Origin of the sequence: Serratia plymuthica (assembly GCF_018336935.1) — a bacterium.
Taxonomy (GTDB): domain Bacteria; phylum Pseudomonadota; class Gammaproteobacteria; order Enterobacterales; family Enterobacteriaceae; genus Serratia; species Serratia plymuthica_B.
In genome coordinates this window covers 3,362,526-3,382,814 of record NZ_CP068771.1, presented here as the reverse complement: position 1 = coordinate 3,382,814, position 20,289 = coordinate 3,362,526, and the positions used below count along the sequence as shown (strand labels likewise).

Sequence of the window (20,289 nt, the reverse complement as noted above, 5' to 3'; positions counted from 1 at the left end):
TCACTTGCCTGGCTCCCAGGCTTTAACATTGATGATGATACGATGACGAGAAAAATAACCTGGTTTACCGCCCTGGCCTTAGGCATCAGCACCCTGTCTCAGGCTGAAACCGCCACCGCGCCGACCGTCGTCGCGCCGCCGGCGAGCGTACCGGCCGATGCACCGGTCACCACGCCAATGGGAGCGGCCGCACCGCAGGATGCGAATGCGCCGGTCCGCGACGTGCAATTGCCGTTTGCCCAGATAGCGCCGCCGCCGGGGACCTTTACCCTGCGCGGCACCCGCCCGGATGGCCAGGTTGAGTTCGGCGTCCGCAGCGACGAAGTGGTGTCGCAGGCGACGCTCGATCTGGAGTTCACGCCTTCCCCGTCGCTGATCCCGGTGGAATCGCACGTCAAGGTGTACCTCAATGACGAACTGATGGGCGTGACCCCCCTCACCAAAGAACAGCTCGGCAAACCAAATCGCATCCAGATGGCGATCGACCCGCGCTATATCACCGATTTTAACCGCGTGCGGCTGGTGTTCGTCGGCCATTACCAGAACCTCTGCGAAAACCCGGCCAACAGTACGCTGTGGCTCGACGTCAGCAAATCCAGCTCGCTGAATTTGCGTTTCCAGACGCTGCCGCTGAAGAACGAGCTGTCGCATTTCCCGGAACCATTCCTGGACAGCCGCGACAACCGGCCGTTGACGTTGCCGATGGTGTTCGCCGGCTCGCCGGACCTCACTCAGCAGCGTGCGGCGGGCATGCTGGCCTCGTGGTTCGGCAGCAAGGCGCAGTGGCGCGGCCAGTCGTTCCCGACGTTGTATAACAAGCTGCCGGACCGGCACGCCATCGTCTTCGCCACCAATAAGCAGCGCCCGGATTTCCTGCGCGATTACCCGGCGGTCAACGGGCCAACGGTGGAGATGATCAGCCATCCTGACAATCCCTACGTCAAACTGCTGCTGGTGCAGGGGCGTGATGACAACGATTTGATCACCGCGGTAAAAGGCATTGCGCAGGGCAACATTCTGTTCCGCGGCCAGAACGTCACGGTGGATAAGGTTGAACAATTGGCGCCGCGCACGCCATACGATGCGCCTAACTGGGTGCGCACCGATCGGCCAATGACCTTTGCCGAGTTGCAACAGTACGCCGAACAGCTGCAAACCAGCGGTATCGAGCCTGGCCCGATCTCGCTGACCATGAACCTGCCGCCGGATCTGTTCCTGATCCGCAGCACCGGCATCGATATGCACCTGAAATACCGCTATACCGCGCCGCGCATTCAGGACGGTTCGCGCCTGAGCGTTAGCCTGAACAATCAGTTCGTGCAGGCCTATTCGCTGGTGCCGGAACACGAACAGGGCACTCAGCTGCTGCGTCTGCCGCTGACCCAGGGGCTGATCGACTCCGACAAGAGCGTCAATATTCCGGCGCTGCGCTTGGGTGCCAGCAACCAGATGCGTTTCGACTTCGATTACACCACGCTGCTGGCCAGTGGGGCGGAGGGGCGCTGCGAGACGTATTCGTTCACTCAAAACCACGCGGTTATCGACGGGTCGTCGACCATTGATTTCTCCGGTTACCGTCACTTTATGGCGATGCCGGATCTGCGCGCCTTCGCCAATGCCGGTTTCCCGTTCAGCCGTCTGGCCGACCTGTCGCAGACGCTGGTGCTGGTCAACAAACAGCCGCAGCCGGCGCAGGTTAGCGCCATGCTGAACGCACTGGGGATCATCGGCGCCCAGACCGGTTACCCGGCGCTGGCAATGACGCTGAGTGACGATTGGTCGCAGGCCAAAGATCGCGATGCCGATATTTTGATGATCGGCACTATTCCGCCGGAACTGCGGGACGACAAAAAAATCAGTCTGCTGGTGGATGCCACCCAGAGCTGGGTGAAACAGCCAACGCGTCAACTGCCGCTGCCGGCCATGGATGTGCTGCCGGAGGACAGCAAGCCGGACAGCCAGACCACCATCAGTTCCGAAGGGGCGATGTCGGCGATTATCGGCGTGCAGTCGCCGTTTAACGATCAGCGTAGCATTGTGGCGCTGCTGGCCGACAGTCCGCGTGGCTATGAGCTGCTGAACACGGCGCTGCTGGACAGCGGCAAGCGTGCGGCGGTGTTTGGTTCGGTGGCGGTGATCCGCGAATCGGGGGTGAACAGCCTGCGCGTGGGCGACGTTTACTATGTCGGTCACCTGCCGTGGTGGGAGCGCATCTGGCACGCATTGTCGACCCATCCGGTGTTGCTGGCGGTGATTGCGGTGGCGGTGGTGGTGATTCTGGCGCTGATGCTGTGGCGTGGCCTGAAGGCCTTTAGCCGCCGTCGCCTGTCGCCTGAAGATCGGGATTAATCACCATGTCCGTAACGCTGAAACGCCTGACGTTCGGCATGCTGCTGCTGTGCGCATTCAGCGCGGCGGCGGCCTGCGAGTGGCCGGCCTGGCAACAGTACAAACAGTTTTACATCAGCGACGAAGGGCGGGTGATCGACCCGAGCAGCCCGAACCGCATCACCACCTCGGAAGGACAGAGCTACGGCCTGTTCTTCGCCCTGGTGGCGAACGATCGGCCGGCGTTCGACAAGTTGCTGGAGTGGACGGAAAACAACCTGGCGGCGGGCGATCTCAGCGCCCATTTGCCCGCCTGGTTGTGGGGCGAGGACGATAAAAAGCGCTGGACGGTGCTGGACACCAATACGGCGTCCGATGCCGATCTGTGGATTGCCTACAATCTGCTGGAAGCTGGTCGTTTGTGGAAAAGCCGACGTTATCAAACCCTGGGTACGCTGCTGTTGCAGCGTATCGGCCGCGAAGAAGTGGCCGATATTCCCGGGCTGGGGCTGATGCTGCTGCCGGGCAAGGTCGGGTTCGTGGCGGAAGATCGCTGGCGGCTCAATCCAAGCTACCTGCCGCCGCAGCTGCTGGCGCGTTTCGCCGCCCTGAACGGCCCATGGCGAGCGATGCAGAAAACCAATCAGCGGTTGTTGCTGGAAACCGCACCTCAGGGTTTCTCCCCGGATTGGGTGGTGTGGCAGGCCGGCAAAGGCTGGCAGCCGGATACCGTGAAACCGGATGTCGGCAGTTACGACGCCATCCGGGTTTATCTGTGGGCCGGCATGCTGGCGGACGATGACGAGCATAAAGCCGCCTTGGTCAGACAACTGTTGCCGATGGCGCAATTGACCGCTCAACAGGGCGTTCCGCCGGAAAAAACCGACGCCGCCAGCGGTAAAACCAGCGGCGGCGGCCCGGTGGGCTTCTCCGCAGCCATGCTGCCGATGCTGGCCAATCAAACGGCCGCGCTGGATACTCAGCGTCAACGCATCAATCAACACCCGCCGGGCGACGATGCCTATTTCAGCGCATCGCTGACGCTGTTCGGCCAGGGATGGGATCAACAACGTTATCGTTTTAATCGGCAGGGCGAACTTCAACCTGCCTGGGGCGGCCAATGCGTAACTTCAGAATAAACTGGTTGGGCCTGGTGCCTTTAAGCCTGGCGATGCTGCCGCAGGCGCAGGCGGCAGAAGCCGTCTCGCCTGAGCAGTGGCTGTTGGAGCAGGTGCGCGTCGGGGAGGCCAGTAACAAGGATGAACTGGTGCGTCAGTCGCTTTATCGGCTTGAACTGATGGATCCGAATAACCCGGACGTGATTTCAGCGCGCATGCGTCTGGCGTTGCGGCAGGGCAATCAGGCGCTGGCGCAGCAGCAACTGGATAAGCTTAAGCAGCTCGCGCCGCAGTCCAGCGCTTATCGTCAGGCGCAAATGAACATGCTGCTGACCCAGCCGGAAACCCGCCAAAAACTGCAACAGGCGCGGCTGATGGCGACCGCCGGGCGTTTGCCGGAGGCGAAAGCGCAATATGACGACCTGTTCCATGGCGACCCGCCGACGCTGGAACTGGCGGTGGAATACTGGCGTCTGGTTGCCCGTCTGCCGGGCCAGCAAGCGGCTGCGCTGAAACAGCTACAGTCGTTGGATCAACACTATTCCGGTAACGTGCCGCTGCGCATGTCGCTGGCGCGGATGCTGTTCAGCCAGGATCGTGACGCGCAGGCCTATGATTTACTGCAAAAAGTGGCCGCCGATCCCGCCGGGCGCGGCGATGCCGCCGATCTGTGGCTGGAAAAGGTCAAAGCCATGCCGGTCAGCCCGCAAAGCGTGGCGGCCCTCAACCGATTCCTTGGCGTATTTGAAACCGGCGATCAGGCGGTCAGCGCCCGGCAGGAACTGGCCCGGCAGCAAGCGTTGTTGTCGGATCCCGCCTATCTGGCGCGGGCGCGTGGGCTGGCGCAGGTGGACAAGGGCGGTAGCCGTGCGGCGATCCCCGAATTGAGAAAAGCGCTGGCGGCCTCGCCCAATGATGCCGAAGTGCTGGGAGCGCTGGGCCAGGCCTATTCGCGCGCCGGTAATCGCCCACAGGCGTTGAGCTTGTTCCGTCAGGCGTTGCAGGCCGATAAAGGTGGCAATAACAGCAGTAAATGGCAGAGCCTGATCAAGAGTAACGGTTATTGGCTGGCGATTGACGAAGGCGACAAGGCGTTGAAAGCCGGCAATCTGGCGTTGGCGCAGCAGAAATACCAGCAGGCCGCTCAGATTGATGGCAGCGACAGCAGCGCGGCGCTCGGCCTGGGCGATGTTGCGGTGGCGTGTAAAGATGACGCCGGTGCTGAACGTTATTATCAGCAGGCGTTGAGGCTGGAGCCGGGTAACGGCAGTGCGGTGCGCGGCCTGGTGAATATCTATCAGCGCCAGTCGCCGGAAAAGGCGCTGGCCTATCTCAATAGCCTGCCGCGCAGCCAGCAAAACAAGCTGCGCAGTACGCTCGACGGCCTGCAGCTCGACATGCTGAAACAGCAGGCTGACGACCTGGCCGGGCAGCAGCAATGGCATCAGGCGGCGGAAAAATACCGTCGCGCCCAGTTGATGGACCCTGATGACGTCTGGTTGACCTATCATTATGCGCAGACGCTGCGTCAGGCCGGGCAACCGCAACGGGCGGACGCCTTGTTCAGCCGGTTGGCGCAGAAACAGCGTGACAATCCGCAGCAGGCCTACGCTTATGCGTTATACCTCTCCGGCAGCGATCGCGACCGGCAGGCGCTGGCGCAGCTGAATACCTTGCCCGCCGCGCAGTGGAACGACAATATGCGCGAGCTGGCGCAGCGGCTGAAAATGCAGGCGACGCTGGATCAGGCCGAACGGCTGCGCGCCGCAGGCGACGAACCTGGCGCAGTGGCCTATCTGCGCCGGCAGCCGGCGGATACCCGTATCGATCTTCAGTTGGCCGATTGGGCGCTGGCGCGTGGCGAATATGACGCCGCACTGGCCGACTATCAGCGGGTGCGGGCCCGTGAGCCGAACAACCCGGATGCGCGGTTGGGTGAGATTGAGGCCTATGTGGCGCAGGGCAAACTCAGCGAGGCGCGCCAGCGCCTGCAAAACGAACCACAGGAGCCGGAACCTTCCAGCAACAGCGGGCGGCGAGTGGCCAATGCCTGGTATGCCGTTGGGGAGCCGCAGAAAGCGAGCGACATTTTTACCCGGCTGAAAACGGCGGCGCAGCAGGAGCCGGCGGGGCAGGCGAAAGCGCTGATTTACCGCGATGCGGCCCGGCTTGAGCGTGAACAACGGCAGCCGGAACTGGCACAACAGGATTATAAGCAGGCGATGGTCGCCGGCGGCATCACGCCGACCGTGCCGCAGGATAACGACAGCTATACCTATCTGACGCGCAACAACCCGGGTGACGACTGGCTCAAGCGCGGCATTCGCTCGGACGCGGCGGATCTGTACCGTCAGCAGGATGTCAACGTCACGCTCGATCACGATTACTGGCGTTCCAGCGGCACCGGCGGCATCTCCGACTACAAAGCGCACGACACCATGTTGCAGGTGGACATGCCGCTGTACGATGGGCGGGCCTTCGTGCGGACCGATACCGTGCAGCTGGATGCCGGCAGTTTTTCCTCCGACAGCAGCGGCAAGTATTACGAAACCTTCGGCACCTGCCATACCCAGGGCTGCAGCGGCGATGAGCATCAGAAAACCACCGGCACCAGCGTGGCGGCCGGTTGGGAAAACGATCGCTGGGCGGGGGACATCGGCACCACGCCGATGGGCTTTGAGGTGGTCGACTGGGTAGGCGGGCTGGCCTACAGCAATGACTGGAACCACATTGGCTGGACGCTGGCGGCCTCGCGGCGGCCGATCTCCAGTTCGCTGCTGGCGTTTGGCGGAACCAAAGATCCGAATACCGGCACCACCTGGGGGGGCGTGCGCGCCACCGGGGTGAGCCTTAGCGCCAGCTACGATCGCGGCGAAGCGAACGGCGTCTGGGCTGACCTCAGCGCGCACCAGCTGACCGGCAAAAACGTCGAGGATAACCAGCGTGAGCGCTTTATGGCCGGTTATTACTACAAGCTGATTAATGAAGATAATCGCCGTGTCACCGTCGGGCTGAACACCATGCTGTGGCACTATCAAAAGGATTTGAGCGGTTACTCGCTCGGCCAGGGCGGCTATTACAGCCCGCAGCAATATATGTCGCTGGCGGTGCCGGTCAATTATCGCCAGCGCACCGAAAACTGGTCCTGGGAACTGGGGGGGTCGGTGTCCCTGTCTCATTCGAAAACCAACAGCCAGCGGCGTTATCCGCTGCAGGGGCTGATACCGGATTCGTTGCCGGACAAGTTCGCGGTGGAAGACGGCAGTTCCTCTTCCGGCGTCGGCTATACTTTGCGGGCGATCGTTGAGCGCCGTCTCAGCTCGCACTGGACGTTGGGCGCCGGTATCGATATTCAGCAGGCGAAGGATTATACGCCGAGCCACGCATTAATTTATCTCCGCTATTCGTTGGCGGGCTGGCAGGGCGATCTCGATTTACCGCCGCAACCGCTCACGCCTTACGCAGACTTCAAATAACCGGGTTCAGTCAGATTCGGAGTGTCGGACACAGGGTAGTTTTGCTACCCTGTGTTAAGGCTGCGCCCTGCCATTTTCCGCCATCGGCGCTCATGTACCAGGGCGATACGGGGCCTTTCGTTTAAGAAAAGACTGAAACCCGCAGTTTTCTTGGTTCTGCCATGGGTATGGCAAGATAAAAACAGCCGACAATCGAGTATACTCGGACCGGTCCGAAGGGGGTAGGATACTTCTTAGCCTCTTTTTTATTTCAGCCCGAATTAGCGGAGAGCAGGTTTGCGGGTCAGGCGTTCATTAACGATTAAACAGATGGCAACGGTGTCCGGTGTGGCGCTGGTGACGATCTGCATATTTATCGTGATCCAGTTATTCCATTTTGTGCAGCAGCGCAGGGATGACTATGCCCAGCAACTGGAAAACATTGCTCATTCCGTACGGCAACCGCTGGCGGAGGCCGTGCTGCGCATGGACGTGCCGGAAACCAAACGGGTGCTGAATACCCTGTTGCCGGTAGGCATACTGACCCGTGCGGATATCGTGCTGCCGAACGAATTTCAGGCATTGCACGCCAACTTCCCGCCGGAACGCCCGGTGCCGACGTTGATCGCGCGGCTTTTCGAGCTGCCGATCCAAATTTCCGTTCCGCTCTATTCGCTGGAGCGCGTGCCCGCCAACCCACAGCCTCTGGCTTATCTGGTGTTGCAGGCCGATTCGTTCCGCATGTACCAATTCATTCTCGGCATGCTGTCGACCATGCTGTCGACCTACTTGCTGCTGGCGTTGATTCTGTCGGTCTCTATCAGCTGGTGTATGAACCGGTTGATGGTGCACCCGCTGCGCGCAATGGCGAAAGAGCTGGAAAATATTTCGCAAGATGAAGCGCCTTATCACCAGTTGATGCTGCCGGCCCTGCATCAGGACGATGAGCTGGGGTTGCTGGTGCGCAACTACAACCGCAATCAGCAGCGGCTTGCCAAAGCCTATGCCGAGATGAGCCGCCTGAGCACGCGTCATCCGGTTACCGGGCTGCCTAACCAGGCGTTGTTTACCGCGCTGCTGGAACAGCATATCGCCTCCAGCCTGCGGCCCGACCGCTTTAACCTGCTGGTCATCGGCATTGAGACGCTGCATGAGGCATCCGGCGTGCTCAATCCGGCGATGCGCGAAGCGCTGTTGCTGACGTTGGCGAAGAAGTTGCGTGAGTGTATTGATGAAAACGGCGTGCTGGCGCAACTGAGCAACACCGAGTTCGCTATTTTGGCCAAAGGCGTTGAGCGGCCCTTCCATGCCATGCAGTTGGCGCGCCGCATTATGGCGCAAATCAATGCGCCGCTGAGCCTGCAGGAAATGCCGTTGCGGCCAAGCGCCAGCATCGGTATCGCCCACTATCTCAATGTGGGAGAGAGCGCAGAACAGCTGCTGCGCAGCGCCACGTCGGCGATGATGTCGGCGCATCGTGAAGGCAAGAATCAGATCCTGTTCTTTGAACCGAGCCTGACGGAGCGCACCCAAAAGCGGCTGACGCAGGAAAGTGAGATTCTGCACGCCATTGATCAACGCCGTTTCACCCTGTTTTTACAGCCGCAGATGGACATGCAGTCCAATGCGGTGATCGGCGCCGAGGCGTTGCTGCGTTGGCAGCAGTACGACGGCAGCTTTATTCTGCCGGCAGACGTCATTCCGTTGGCCGAGGAGCTTGGCGTGATTGTGCCGCTCGGCAACTGGGTGCTGGAAGAGTCCTGTCGCATTCTGGCGGACTGGCAAGCCAGAGGCATTACGCTGCCGCTGGCGGTCAACATTTCCGCCATCCAGATGCAGCATGAAGACTTTATTCCGCACCTGAAGAGCATGTTGGCGCAGCATCATATCGACCCGCGCAAGCTGCTGCTGGAAATTACCGAAACGGTACGCATTGACGATCTCGACCGCGCGCTGGCGCTGTTGCGGGAGTTGCACGACCTGGGGCTGTCGATTGCGCTGGACGATTTTGGCATGGGATATTCCAGCCTTAATTACCTTAACCGGCTGAAATGCCTGCCGATCGATTTGATTAAAATCGACAAGAGCTTTATTCAGGGGTTACCGGCGGATGACGCCATGGTGCGCATCGTCAGTTCCATTTCTGAGGTACTGCATCTGCCGGTAATGGCTGAAGGGGTCGAAAACGCCGGGCAGCGCGATTGGCTGTTGCAGCACGGCATTCACAGCGGCCAGGGGTTCCTGTTTGCCCGCCCGTTGCCGCGCGCGGAGTTTGAATCTCAGTTCTGCCAACCTTCGGCTTAAGTCCAACACTTCTGTCTTTCGCTTTGGGCGACGTGTGCGTCGCCCGTTGCATATCCTGCCCAAAAAACGTTGATTATCAGCTACCCCTTTTGCGTTAGTGCAAAGAAATAGTTACGCAATTTGCCGCTTTACATTCGAGCTGGCGCGTTTCAGCTCTTAAATTCGTATCAACCTGTGTCTGTGGCTGCAACAAATTATTTCCATGTTGTTATGTGGGTGTTATTTTCCGCGCAAGCGATGAACAGGCGAGATAACTAGACTACCGCCTGGTGCGTGTCTTCCCCCCCAAAGGATGTTCATATGAAAATCACTATCTTTAAGAGCCTCTATTTTCAGGTGCTGACGGCAATTACGCTGGGCGTCCTGCTTGGCCATTTCTATCCTGATATTGGCGCACAGATGAAACCTCTGGGCGATGGATTCGTTAAGCTGATCAAGATGATCATTGCGCCGGTGATTTTCTGTACCGTGGTGACCGGCATCGCGGGCATGGAGAGCATGAAGGCCGTAGGCCGCACCGGTGCGATCGCGCTGCTCTATTTTGAGATTGTCAGCACCCTGGCGCTGCTGATTGGCCTGCTGATCGTCAACGTGGTGCAGCCGGGCGCGGGGATGAACATCGATCCGGGCACGCTGGATGCCAAAGCGGTGGCGGTATACGCAGAACAGGCTCAGCAGCAGGGTATCATTCCGTTCCTGCTGGACATCATTCCCGGCAGCGTCATCGGCGCTTTCGCCAGCGGCAACATTCTGCAGGTGCTGCTGTTCGCCGTGCTGTTCGGTTTCGCCCTGCATCGCCTGGGCGATAAAGGCCAGTTGATCTTCAACGTGATCGACAGCTTCTCGCGCGTTATCTTCGGCATCATCAATATGATCATGCGCCTGGCGCCGCTGGGTGCTTTCGGGGCCATGGCGTTCACCATCGGCAAGTATGGCGTGGGTACGCTGCTGCAACTCGGCCAGTTGATTGCCTGCTTCTATATTACCTGCGTACTGTTCGTGGTGGTGGTGCTTGGCACCATTGCTCGCGCCAATGGTTTCAGCATTTTCAAATTTGTTCGCTATATCAAAGAAGAGTTGCTGATTGTGCTCGGGACCTCTTCTTCCGAGTCGGTGCTGCCGCGCATGCTCGATAAAATGGAGAAGCTGGGCTGTAAGAAATCGGTGGTGGGGCTGGTTATCCCGACCGGCTACTCCTTTAACCTGGACGGCACCTCGATCTACCTGACCATGGCGGCGGTATTTATCGCTCAGGCAACCAATACTCATATGGATATCGTGCATCAGGTGACTCTGCTGGTGGTGCTGTTGCTGTCCTCGAAAGGGGCTGCCGGGGTGACCGGTAGCGGCTTTATCGTACTGGCTGCCACCATTTCCGCCGTGGGCCATCTGCCGCTGGCAGGCCTGGCGCTGATTCTGGGCATTGACCGCTTTATGTCCGAAGCCCGCGCGCTGACCAACCTGGTCGGTAACGGCGTGGCAACCGTGGTGGTGGCGAAATGGTGTAAGCAACTGGATGAAAAACAGCTGCATGACACCTTGTCCAACAAGCACGGTAACGGTGCCGATAAAACACTGCCTTCCGCCTGATTTTAGCTTCCAATCACCGGCTGCGGCCGTAGTCGGTGATGCTTTATTCCCCCAAGTAATGAATTCTTGCATTAAAAACCCGACTATCCATTATTTTTCACTTCAATGAGTGACATCCGCAAAGGCGTGCGGTCTAACAGAGTGGTACACTTTCTGCTTTCCGCCCCACTGTGAAACTCAGGGCGTATTTGTAGGCTGTACGAGACAGCCTAATATTCCGGTGAATGGAATATCCGCATTTGTATACAGAAATTGGATAGTAATTAAGTAGGGGTTCACATGCAGGGCACCAGAATTCATCTTATAGTCGGTGGGCTGTTGTTGGCTGCCGCCAACGGCAGCGTGCAGGCTGAAACACTACAACCCGATCCTGCCTGGCAGCAGGGTCAGCTCGACAACGGGTTTTCATGGCAGATTCTTGATACGCCGCAGCGGCCGAGCGATCGCGTCGAGCTACGGTTGATGGTCAATACCGGCTCGCTGGTGGAGTCTTCCCAGCAGATCGGCTTTGCTCACCTGCTGCCGCGCCTGTCGCTGGCGCGCAGTGAAAGCTTTACGCCACCGCAGTTGCGCTCGCTGTGGCAACAGAGTGTGGACAGCGAGCGGCCTTTGCCGCCGGCAATCAGCTCTTATGATTTCACCATTTATAATCTCAGCCTGCCAAATAACCGCCCAGACCTGCTGAAAGAAGCGCTGGCGTGGCTTTCCGATACCACGGGCAAGCTGGCGATCGACGAACATACCGTGCATGCGGTGATGAACTCCAGCGTCGACCCGGTCGGTACTTTCCCGCCGAACCCCAAAGAGGCCTGGTGGCGTTATCGCCTGAAAGGCTCGACGCTGCTGGCGCACGATCCGGCCCAGCCGGTGAAACGGCCGGTGAATATCGATCAACTGAAGAAGTTCTACCAGCAATGGTATACGCCGGACGCGATGACGCTGTACGTGGTGGGTAAAGTGGACAGCCGCAGCCTGGGCGAGCAGATCAACAAAGCCTTCTCGCCGCTGAAAGGGAAACGTGAAACGCCGGCCACCATGCCGACGCTGACACCGTTGCCGCCGCAGCCGGTCAGCCTGATCAGCGATCAGGTGAAGCAGGATACGTTGTCGATCATGTGGGACGCGCCATGGCACCCGATCCGCGATTCGCAAAATCTTAGCCGCTACTGGCGCAGCGATATCGCCCGCGAGGCGCTGTTCTGGCACCTTCAGCAGGTGCTGGAAAAGAGCGATCAGAAAAACCTGCATCTGGGCTTTGATTGCCGCGTGCAGTACCAGCGTGGCCAGTGCGCGATTCACCTTGATACGCCGAACAACAATCTGAACAACAGCCTGGGTTTTATCGCCCGCGAATTGGCCAGCGTGCGTAACAATGGGCTGTCGCAAGAGGAGTTTAACGGCCTGTTGGCGCAGAAGAACGATCAACTGAGCAAGCTGTTCGCCACCTACGCCCGCACCGATACTGACGTGCTGATGAGCCAGCGTCTGCGTTCGCAACAAAGCGGCGTTGTGGACATCGCGCCGGAGCAATATCAGAAGCTGCGCCAGGAGTTCCTGTCCGGATTAACGCTGGAAGCGCTGAACCAGGAGCTGAAGCTTCAGCTCTCGCAGGATGCGACGCTGGTATTGATGCAGCCGAAGGGCGAGCCGGAAATGAGCATGAAGCAGTTGCAGGAGACCTACAACGGCATTATGGCGCCGGCGCCGGCCGTGGTGACGGAAGAGGTCAAACCGACCGACGCCGCTCCGGCACCGGAGACCAGCGCACAGTAAAAACCAAGGGGGCGGCTCGCCCCCTTAGTTGCGGTACAGTACCTTGATGATGTGGTAGCCGAACTGGGTTTTCACCGGGCCATAAGGCTTCAGCAGCGGGATGCTGAACACCGCTTTATCAAAGGCCGCCACCATGGTGCCCTTGTTGAATTCGCCCAAGGCGCCGCCGTTGCGCTTTGACGGGCAGCTAGAATATTTGCGCGCCAGCGTGTCGAAGCTGACGCCGCGCTTCAGCTTGGCCAGCAGATCGTTGGCCAGTTTTTCGTTATCTACCAGAATGTGCAGGGCGCACGCCGTCTTTGCCATGGTATTGCCTTATCGATACAGAAATTGCGCCGAGTATACCCGTTAAATCTCATCGGCGCTTTCTGCTACAATCCCCTTCCACGTGAAAAAGCCGAGCAATAAAGCGCCATGCGATTAAATCCCAGCCAACAACAAGCCGTCGAATTCGTTACCGGGCCTTGCCTGGTGCTGGCCGGTGCAGGTTCCGGCAAGACGCGCGTCATCACCAATAAAATCGCTCACCTGATCCACAACTGCGGGTATCAGGCGCGGCATATCGCCGCCGTGACCTTTACCAACAAGGCTGCGCGCGAGATGAAAGAGCGTGTGGCGCAAACCATGGGGCGCAAAGAAGCGCGCGGGCTGATGATTTCCACTTTCCACACGCTGGGCCTGGAAATCATCAAGCGTGAATACGCCGCGCTGAAGATGAAGTCCAACTTCTCGCTGTTTGACGATCAGGATCAGCTGGCGTTGTTGAAAGAGCTGACTGAAAAATGGCTGGAGAATGACAAAACGCTGGTGGCGCAGCTGATTTCCACTATCTCCAATTGGAAAAATGACCTGGTCGATCCCAAAAAGGCGATGGAACTGGCGCGCTCCGAGCGCGACAAGCTGTTCGCTCATTGCTACGGCCTGTATCACGCCCATATGAGGGCGTGTAACGTGCTGGATTTCGACGATTTGATCCTGCTGCCGACCCTGTTGCTGCAGCGTAATGAAGAGGTGCGCGAGCGTTGGCAAAACCGTATTCGTTATCTGTTGGTGGATGAGTATCAGGACACCAATACCAGCCAGTATGAGCTGGTAAAACTGCTGGTGGGCAATCGCGCGCGCTTTACCGTGGTCGGGGACGACGACCAGTCGATTTACTCCTGGCGCGGTGCGCGGCCGCAAAATCTGGTGTTGCTGAAGGAAGATTTCCCGGCGCTGCAGGTGATCAAGCTGGAGCAGAACTACCGTTCCAGCGAGCGCATTCTGAAGGCGGCAAATATTCTGATCGCCAATAATCCGCACGTGTTTGAAAAACGGCTGTTTTCCGAGCTGGGCTACGGCGAAGAGCTGAAAGTGGTGACCGCGAATAACGAGGATCACGAGGCCGAGCGAGTCGTGGGGGAACTGATTGCCCACCACTTCGTGAAGAAAACCAATTACGGTGATTATGCGATCCTTTATCGCGGTAACCATCAGTCGCGGCTGTTTGAAAAAATGCTGATGCAGAACCGTATTCCTTACAAGATTTCCGGCGGCACCTCGTTTTTCTCGCGGCCGGAAATCAAGGATCTGCTGGCCTATCTGCGCGTGCTGACCAACCAGGATGACGACAGCGCTTTCCTGCGCATCGTCAATACGCCAAAGCGTGAGATTGGCCCGGCGACGCTGCAAAAGTTGGGTGAATGGGCCAATCAGCGTAACAAAAGCCTGTTCCGCGCCAGTTTCGATCTGGGCCTGAGCCAACATCTGACCGGCCGTGGGCTGGAGTCGCTGCAACGCTTCACCCACTGGCTGGACGGTATCGCTCAACTGGCGGAGCGTGAGCCGGTGGCTGCGGTGCGCGACCTGATCCACGGCGTGGACTATGAAAGCTGGCTGTTTGAAACGTCACCCAGCCCGAAAGCCGCCGAAATGCGCATGAAAAACGTCAACACGCTGTTTGGCTGGATGACGGAAATGCTCGAAGGCAGCGAGCTGGATGAGCCGATGACGCTGACCCAGGTGGTGACGCGCTTTACCCTGCGGGACATGATGGAGCGCGGCGAAAGCGATGAGGAGCTGGATCAGGTTCAATTAATGACGCTGCACGCCTCCAAAGGGCTGGAGTTCCCTTATGTATTCCTGGTGGGAATGGAGGAGGGATTATTACCGCATCAGAGCAGCATCGACGAAGATAACGTCGATGAAGAGCGGCGTTTGGCCTATGTGGGGATCACCCGCGCCCAAAAAGAGCTGATTTTCACTCTGTGCCGCGAGCGCCGCCAATATGGCGAGCTGGTGCGACCGGAACCGAGCCGTTTCTTGCTGGAACTGCCGCAGGATGATCTGGCGTGGGAAAGCGAGCGTAAGGTGGTCAGCCCGCAGGAGCGGATGCAAAAAGGGCAGAGCCATTTGGCCAATATTCGCGCGCAGCTGGCCAAAGCCAAAGGTGAAGGCTAAAAAGAAAGGGCGCTTGGCGCCCCTGGAGTTTGATGACAAAGTGGTCTTTGAACCCGAGATACCCGGGCCTAGCGCACCGAGGGGCGCTCCGACGGCCAAGGCCGTTACGACCCCTTCGGCACGCTCTCCCTAATAACGGGCTTTGTCAGCAGTCTGAAAGAGCGCTTGGCGCCCTTGTCATATTAACGTTGTTCTTCCAGCATCAGCGGCCAGTGCACATAGCTTTGCCAGTGGCTTTCCTGATCCAGTGCCTCTGCACGTAGCGGGTGCTGCTCCAGCCAGCCCGACGGCAGGATCACCGTCAGCTCGTCGTCGTTATTGGCACGCAGGCGCACCGCAGGCAGCGTGTCGTCGCGGCGCCGGCTGGCAAAAATGATGGCCAGCCGCAAAAGGCGGCATAGACGTTGCGCCATACGCGGCGGCAGGGCGTTTTGCTGGCTCAGCAGCGGCAGATCGATAGTGTTGCTCTGGTTTTGCAATAGCGTAGCCAACAGCTTTTTTTGCGCCGGCGTGAAGCCGGGCAAATCCAGATGGCGGATCAGGTAGGCGGCGTGTTGTGGCGCCTGCTTGAAATCAACGCTGAGGCCGATTTCGTGGATCAGGCAGGCGCTGTGCAATAACTCGCGACATCGCGCGTCCAACTGCCACTCGTTGCTCACCTGCTGCGAGAAGTTGGCAGCCAACTGGCTGACTCGCTCGGCCTGTTCGGTATCCAACAGGTAGCGCCGTTGCAGATTGCGAATGGTGCGGCTGCGGATATCCTGTTCAACCGGCAGATGCAGCATGCCGTAGACCAGTCCTTCGCGTAGCGCGCCGCCGGCCAGCATCATGCTTTCAATGCCCAGCTCCTGGAAAATCGCCAGCAGGATCGACAGCCCGCTTGGAAACACCAGTGCGCGTTCCAGCGTCAAGCCCTCGATTTCCAACTCTTCCAGCTTGCCGCATTGAATGGCGCGCTGTTTCAACTGACGCAGCTTGGACAGGGTGATGCGCTCATCCATGCCCTGCGCCACCATGATTTCCTGCAACGCCTGTACGGTGCCGGAAGCGCCGACGCAGATTTGCCAGCCGTGCTGACGCAGATGCGGTGCGATAGGGCGCACCATTTCGCGTGCGGCCTGTTCGGCGCGTTCGAAATTATCCTGCCCCAGATTGCGATCGCTAAAGAAACGCTCCAGCCAGGTGACACAGCCCATGGACAGGCTGTATAGCTGGGCAGCCTGAGCGCCGGTGCCGGTGACCAACTCGGTGCTGCCACCGCCGATATCGACCACCAAACGCTGGTCCGGCCCACCGGTGGTATGGGCAACGCCATGATAAATCAGGCGCGCTTCTTCCTCGCCGCTGATCACCTGGATCGGGCAACCGAGAATTTGCTCGGCGGTCTGCAGGAATTCATCGGCATTTGACGCCAGACGCAGCGTGGCCGTAGCGACCACACGGATCTGGGCGCGGGGGATGTCCTGCAAGCGTTCGGAGAACAGCTTCAGGCATTGCCAACCGCGCTGCATGGCGTCATGCGACAGGTGATTGTGCTGATCCAGCCCGGCCGCCAGACGCACTTTACGCTTGATGCGCGCCAGGGTCTGAATGCTGCCGGCCACTTCCCGTACCACCAGCATGTGGAAGCTGTTGGAGCCGAGGTCGATAGCGGCATAGAGCGTGCTGGAACTGAGCATGGTTATCAGCCTGGACGTTTACGGTTATTGCGTGGTGCACCGCCGCCACGACGCGGCGCGGAATTACGGCGTGGGCCGTTGCCACCGCGTGGACGGGCAAGGCGTTTCGGCGCAGGCAGGTCAGTCAGCAACGCGTCGCTGTTGTACTTGCTCACCGGAATGCTGTGGCCGGTATAGGTTTCGATCGCCGGCAGGTTGAGTGCGTACTCTTCACAGGCCAGGCTGATGGAATGGCCGCTTTCGCCGGCACGGCCGGTACGACCGATACGGTGAACATAGTCTTCGCAGTCGTCAGGCAGATCGTAGTTGAACACATGCGTGACCAACGGGATATGCAGGCCGCGGGCGGCGACGTCGGTGGCGACCAGAATATCGAGGTTGCCTTTGGTGAAGTCTTCCAGAATACGCAGGCGTTTTTTCTGCGCCACATCGCCGGTCAGCAGGCCTACGCGGTGGCCGTCGGCCGCCAAATGGCCCCAGACGTCTTCACAGCGATGCTTGGTGTTGGCGAAAATGATGCAGCGGTCCGGCCACTCTTCTTCGATCAGCGTCTGCAGCAGGCGCATCTTTTCTTCGTTGGACGGGTAGAACAGTTCTTCTTTGATGCGATGGCCGGTTTTCTGTTCCGGTTCCACTTCAACATATTCGGCGTTGTTCATCTGCTCGAAAGCCAGTTCGCGTACGCGATAGGACAGAGTGGCGGAGAACAGCATGTTCAGGCGTTGATCGACCGCAGGCATGCGGCGGAACAGCCAGCGAATGTCTTTGATAAAGCCAAGATCGTACATGCGATCGGCTTCATCCAGCACCACAACCTGGATCGCGCCCAGATCGATGTAGTTCTGTTTGGCGTAATCGATTAAACGACCTGTGGTGCCCACCAGGATATCCACGCCGCTTTCCAGCACTTTCAGCTGCTTGTCGTAACCGTCGCCGCCGTACGCCAGACCCAGTTTCAGGCCGGTGGATTGGGAGAGGGCTTCCGCATCGGAGTGGATCTGCACCGCCAGTTCACGCGTTGGCGCCATGATCAAGGCGCGCGGCTGGTTGGTCTGGCGATCCTGTTTCGCCGGGTTAGAAAGCAAATAGTGAAAAGTAGACGCTAAAAATGCCAGCGTCTTTCCGGTACCGGTTTGCGCCTGACCTGCAACGTCACGCCCGGAGAGCGTGAGCGGCAATGCTAACGCCTGGATAGGCGTGCAATGGTGAAACCCTTTTTTTTCAAGGGCTTCAAGGACTAACGGGTGCAGGGCGAAGTCGGAAAACTTCTGTTCGGTCAAGTGTGTTTTGCTCATAGTGTGGTAGAATATCAGCTAACTATTGCTTTACGAAAGCACATCCGTTGAAATAAACGCGGTGAAATAAAATCACCTTAGGTTGGTTAATGCTACACCAACAAGGTAGGCATAATCCTGTGGAGTAGAACATGAGCGATAAAATTATTCACCTGACTGACAGCAGCTTCGACACCGACGTGCTAAAAGCTGAAGGGCCAATCCTGGTCGATTTCTGGGCTGAATGGTGTGGGCCGTGCAAGATGATTGCTCCGATCCTGGATGAAATTGCCGTTGAGTTCGAAGGCAAGTTGACCATCACCAAGCTGAATATCGACCAAAATCCGGCAACCGCCCCCAAGTACGGTATCCGCGGTATCCCGACGCTGTTGCTGTTCAAAAACGGTGAAGTGGCTGCGACCAAGGTGGGTGCGCTGTCCAAAGGCCAGCTCAAAGACTTCCTTAACGCGAATCTGTAATCGGGCGTAACGCCCTATATCCTGTGGGATCAAAGCCGTAGCCAATCAGGCTGTAGCTTCAGAGGCAATGGGGATATTCAGGCGTCTGGCGGGGATTTAAATTCACCGCTAGACGCCTGCCAATAAGCGTGTTAAGTTTAGCCACACTGCATATAGAACTTGCCCGAAGTTTTAAATCTAAAGAGTTTGAATCTAAAGCTATACTCTGTGCTGAACCGCTGGTGTTGACAGTAAAATGAACTCAACCCGCGTTTTAGCAGTCAAAAGGTTTTGCAAAATCAATTTTAAGGTACCTTCGATCTTAAACCGTCAATGCGCGCGTCTCTTGTAAGCCATTTCTTACCGTGACAGCTCAGCGCCCGGTGGTCGAACGTCCAGTAAACAGGCACGTATCACGCTGCCATACCATTCACGATAGCAGTTCGAGACACACCCCGAGTTTAAGAACCCACCACTATGAATCTTACCGAATTAAAGAATACGCCGGTTTCTGAGCTGATTACTCTCGGCGAAAATATGGGGCTGGAAAACCTTGCCCGTATGCGCAAGCAGGACATTATCTTCTCCATCCTTAAGCAACATGCGAAAAGTGGAGAAGATATCTTCGGCGATGGCGTGTTGGAGATATTGCAGGATGGATTTGGTTTCCTCCGCTCTGGAGACAGTTCCTACCTTGCAGGCCCCGACGACATCTACGTATCCCCTAGCCAAATCCGCCGTTTCAACCTCCGTACAGGTGACTCCGTTTCCGGTAAGATTCGTCCGCCAAAAGAAGGCGAGCGCTATTTTGCCCTGTTGAAAGTTAATGAAGTCAACTACGACAAACCGGAAAACGCCCGCAGCAAGATCCTGTTCGAGAACTTAACCCCGCTGCATGCCAACTCCCGTCTGCGGATGGAACGTGGCAACGGTTCAACCGAAGACCTGACGGCACGCGTGCTGGACCTGGCTTCTCCGATTGGCCGTGGTCAGCGTGGCCTGATTGTCGCTCCACCGAAAGCCGGTAAAACCATGCTGCTGCAGAACATTGCGCAGAGCATCGCTTACAACCATCCCGACTGCGTGCTGATGGTACTGCTGATCGACGAGCGTCCGGAAGAAGTGACCGAGATGCAGCGTCTGGTGAAGGGCGAAGTCATCGCCTCTACCTTTGACGAGCCGGCTTCCCGTCACGTCCAGGTTGCGGAAATGGTGATCGAAAAGGCCAAGCGCCTGGTTGAGCACAAGAAAGACGTTATCATCCTTCTTGACTCCATCACCCGTTTGGCACGTGCCTACAACACCGTTGTGCCGGCTTCCGGCAAAGTACTGACCGGTGGTGTGGATGCCAATGCCCTGCATCGTCCTAAGCGTTTCTTCGGTGCGGCACGTAACGTTGAAGAGGGCGGCAGCCTGACCATCATCGCTACCGCGCTGGTCGATACCGGTTCCAAAATGGACGAGGTTATCTACGAAGAGTTTAAAGGTACCGGCAACATGGAATTGCATCTGGCGCGCAAAATCGCCGAGAAGCGCGTATTCCCTGCGATCGACTACAACCGCTCCGGTACCCGTAAAGAAGAGTTGCTCACCACGTCTGAAGAACTGCAAAAAATGTGGATCCTGCGTAAAATCATTCACCCAATGGGCGAGATTGATGCGATGGAGTTCCTCATTAACAAGTTGGCCATGACCAAGACCAATGATGAATTCTTCGATATGATGAAGCGCTCATAATGACGACGCGCTCATAATTGAGTAAAAAATTCAGAGAACGCCACGCCTAGCCGTGGCGTTTTTTGCATTTGGCGGATACGATAAGTAACAGAAATGGAAATGTAAGTTTTTTGTGACTTACTGAGAATTCATCT

At 58.0% G+C, this 20,289-nt stretch carries 12 protein-coding genes; 9 read left to right on the top strand and 3 right to left on the bottom strand.

Going from position 1 to position 20,289, the window contains the following annotated elements; all coding sequences use genetic code 11:
* Window positions 1–42 precede the first annotated feature (42 nt).
* The 6 genes from bcsB (at window position 43) to JK621_RS15765 (ending at window position 12,568) form a co-directional block, all read left to right on the top strand.
* Window positions 43–2,349, top strand: coding sequence for a cellulose biosynthesis cyclic di-GMP-binding regulatory protein BcsB (gene bcsB / locus JK621_RS15790; RefSeq protein WP_212556783.1), 2,307 nt, complete (start codon window positions 43–45; stop codon window positions 2,347–2,349).
* Window positions 2,350–2,354: 5 nt separating this feature from the next.
* Window positions 2,355–3,467, top strand: coding sequence for a cellulose synthase complex periplasmic endoglucanase BcsZ (bcsZ, locus tag JK621_RS15785; RefSeq protein WP_212556782.1), 1,113 nt, complete (start codon window positions 2,355–2,357; stop codon window positions 3,465–3,467).
* On the top strand, window positions 3,449–6,922 hold the full coding sequence (gene bcsC, locus JK621_RS15780) for a cellulose synthase complex outer membrane protein BcsC (protein ID WP_212556781.1): 3,474 nt from the start codon (window positions 3,449–3,451) through the stop codon (window positions 6,920–6,922). The genes bcsZ and bcsC overlap by 19 nt, the downstream gene beginning before the upstream one ends.
* 276 nt (window positions 6,923–7,198) lie before the next feature.
* Window positions 7,199–9,205, top strand: coding sequence for a biofilm formation regulator HmsP (gene hmsP / locus JK621_RS15775; protein ID WP_212556780.1), 2,007 nt, complete (start codon window positions 7,199–7,201; stop codon window positions 9,203–9,205).
* Between the two features lie 300 nt (window positions 9,206–9,505).
* Window positions 9,506–10,795 carry a dicarboxylate/amino acid:cation symporter gene (locus JK621_RS15770; RefSeq protein WP_212556779.1) on the top strand — a complete coding sequence of 430 codons (1,290 nt, stop codon included), beginning with the start codon at window positions 9,506–9,508 and terminating at the stop codon, window positions 10,793–10,795.
* 279 nt (window positions 10,796–11,074) lie between these two features.
* On the top strand, window positions 11,075–12,568 hold the full coding sequence (locus JK621_RS15765) for a M16 family metallopeptidase (RefSeq protein ID WP_212556778.1): 1,494 nt from the start codon (window positions 11,075–11,077) through the stop codon (window positions 12,566–12,568).
* A gap of 24 nt (window positions 12,569–12,592) precedes the next feature.
* Here JK621_RS15765 and ppiC read toward each other — a convergent pair whose 3' ends face one another.
* Entirely contained in the window at window positions 12,593–12,874 is a 282-nt protein-coding gene (gene ppiC, locus JK621_RS15760; protein ID WP_004950862.1) for a peptidylprolyl isomerase PpiC, read from the bottom strand.
* Window positions 12,875–12,982: 108 nt separating this feature from the next.
* Here ppiC and rep point away from each other — a divergent pair, with 108 nt between their 5' ends.
* On the top strand, window positions 12,983–15,007 hold the full coding sequence (gene rep / locus JK621_RS15755) for a DNA helicase Rep (protein WP_212556777.1): 2,025 nt from the start codon (window positions 12,983–12,985) through the stop codon (window positions 15,005–15,007).
* A gap of 182 nt (window positions 15,008–15,189) precedes the next feature.
* On the opposite strand, the gene ppx is transcribed toward rep, so the two are convergent.
* Window positions 15,190–16,686, bottom strand: a complete 1,497-nt coding sequence (gene ppx, locus JK621_RS15750; RefSeq protein ID WP_212556776.1) for an exopolyphosphatase — start codon at window positions 16,684–16,686, stop codon at window positions 15,190–15,192.
* A gap of 5 nt (window positions 16,687–16,691) precedes the next feature.
* Window positions 16,692–17,981 (bottom strand): ATP-dependent RNA helicase RhlB, encoded by a 1,290-nt coding sequence (gene rhlB / locus JK621_RS15745; protein ID WP_212556775.1) that lies wholly within the window; start codon window positions 17,979–17,981, stop codon window positions 16,692–16,694.
* A gap of 131 nt (window positions 17,982–18,112) precedes the next feature.
* On the opposite strand from rhlB, the gene trxA reads away from it, so the two are divergent.
* Both trxA and rho read left to right on the top strand, forming a co-directional pair.
* The gene (gene trxA / locus JK621_RS15740; protein ID WP_208904529.1) at window positions 18,113–18,439 is read left to right on the top strand and encodes a thioredoxin TrxA; all 327 of its coding nucleotides are present in this window, start codon (window positions 18,113–18,115) and stop codon (window positions 18,437–18,439) included.
* A gap of 456 nt (window positions 18,440–18,895) precedes the next feature.
* Window positions 18,896–20,155: a transcription termination factor Rho gene (gene rho, locus JK621_RS15735; RefSeq protein WP_004950874.1), complete on the top strand. Its 1,260-nt coding sequence runs from the start codon at window positions 18,896–18,898 to the stop codon at window positions 20,153–20,155.
* Window positions 20,156–20,289 lie beyond the last annotated feature (134 nt).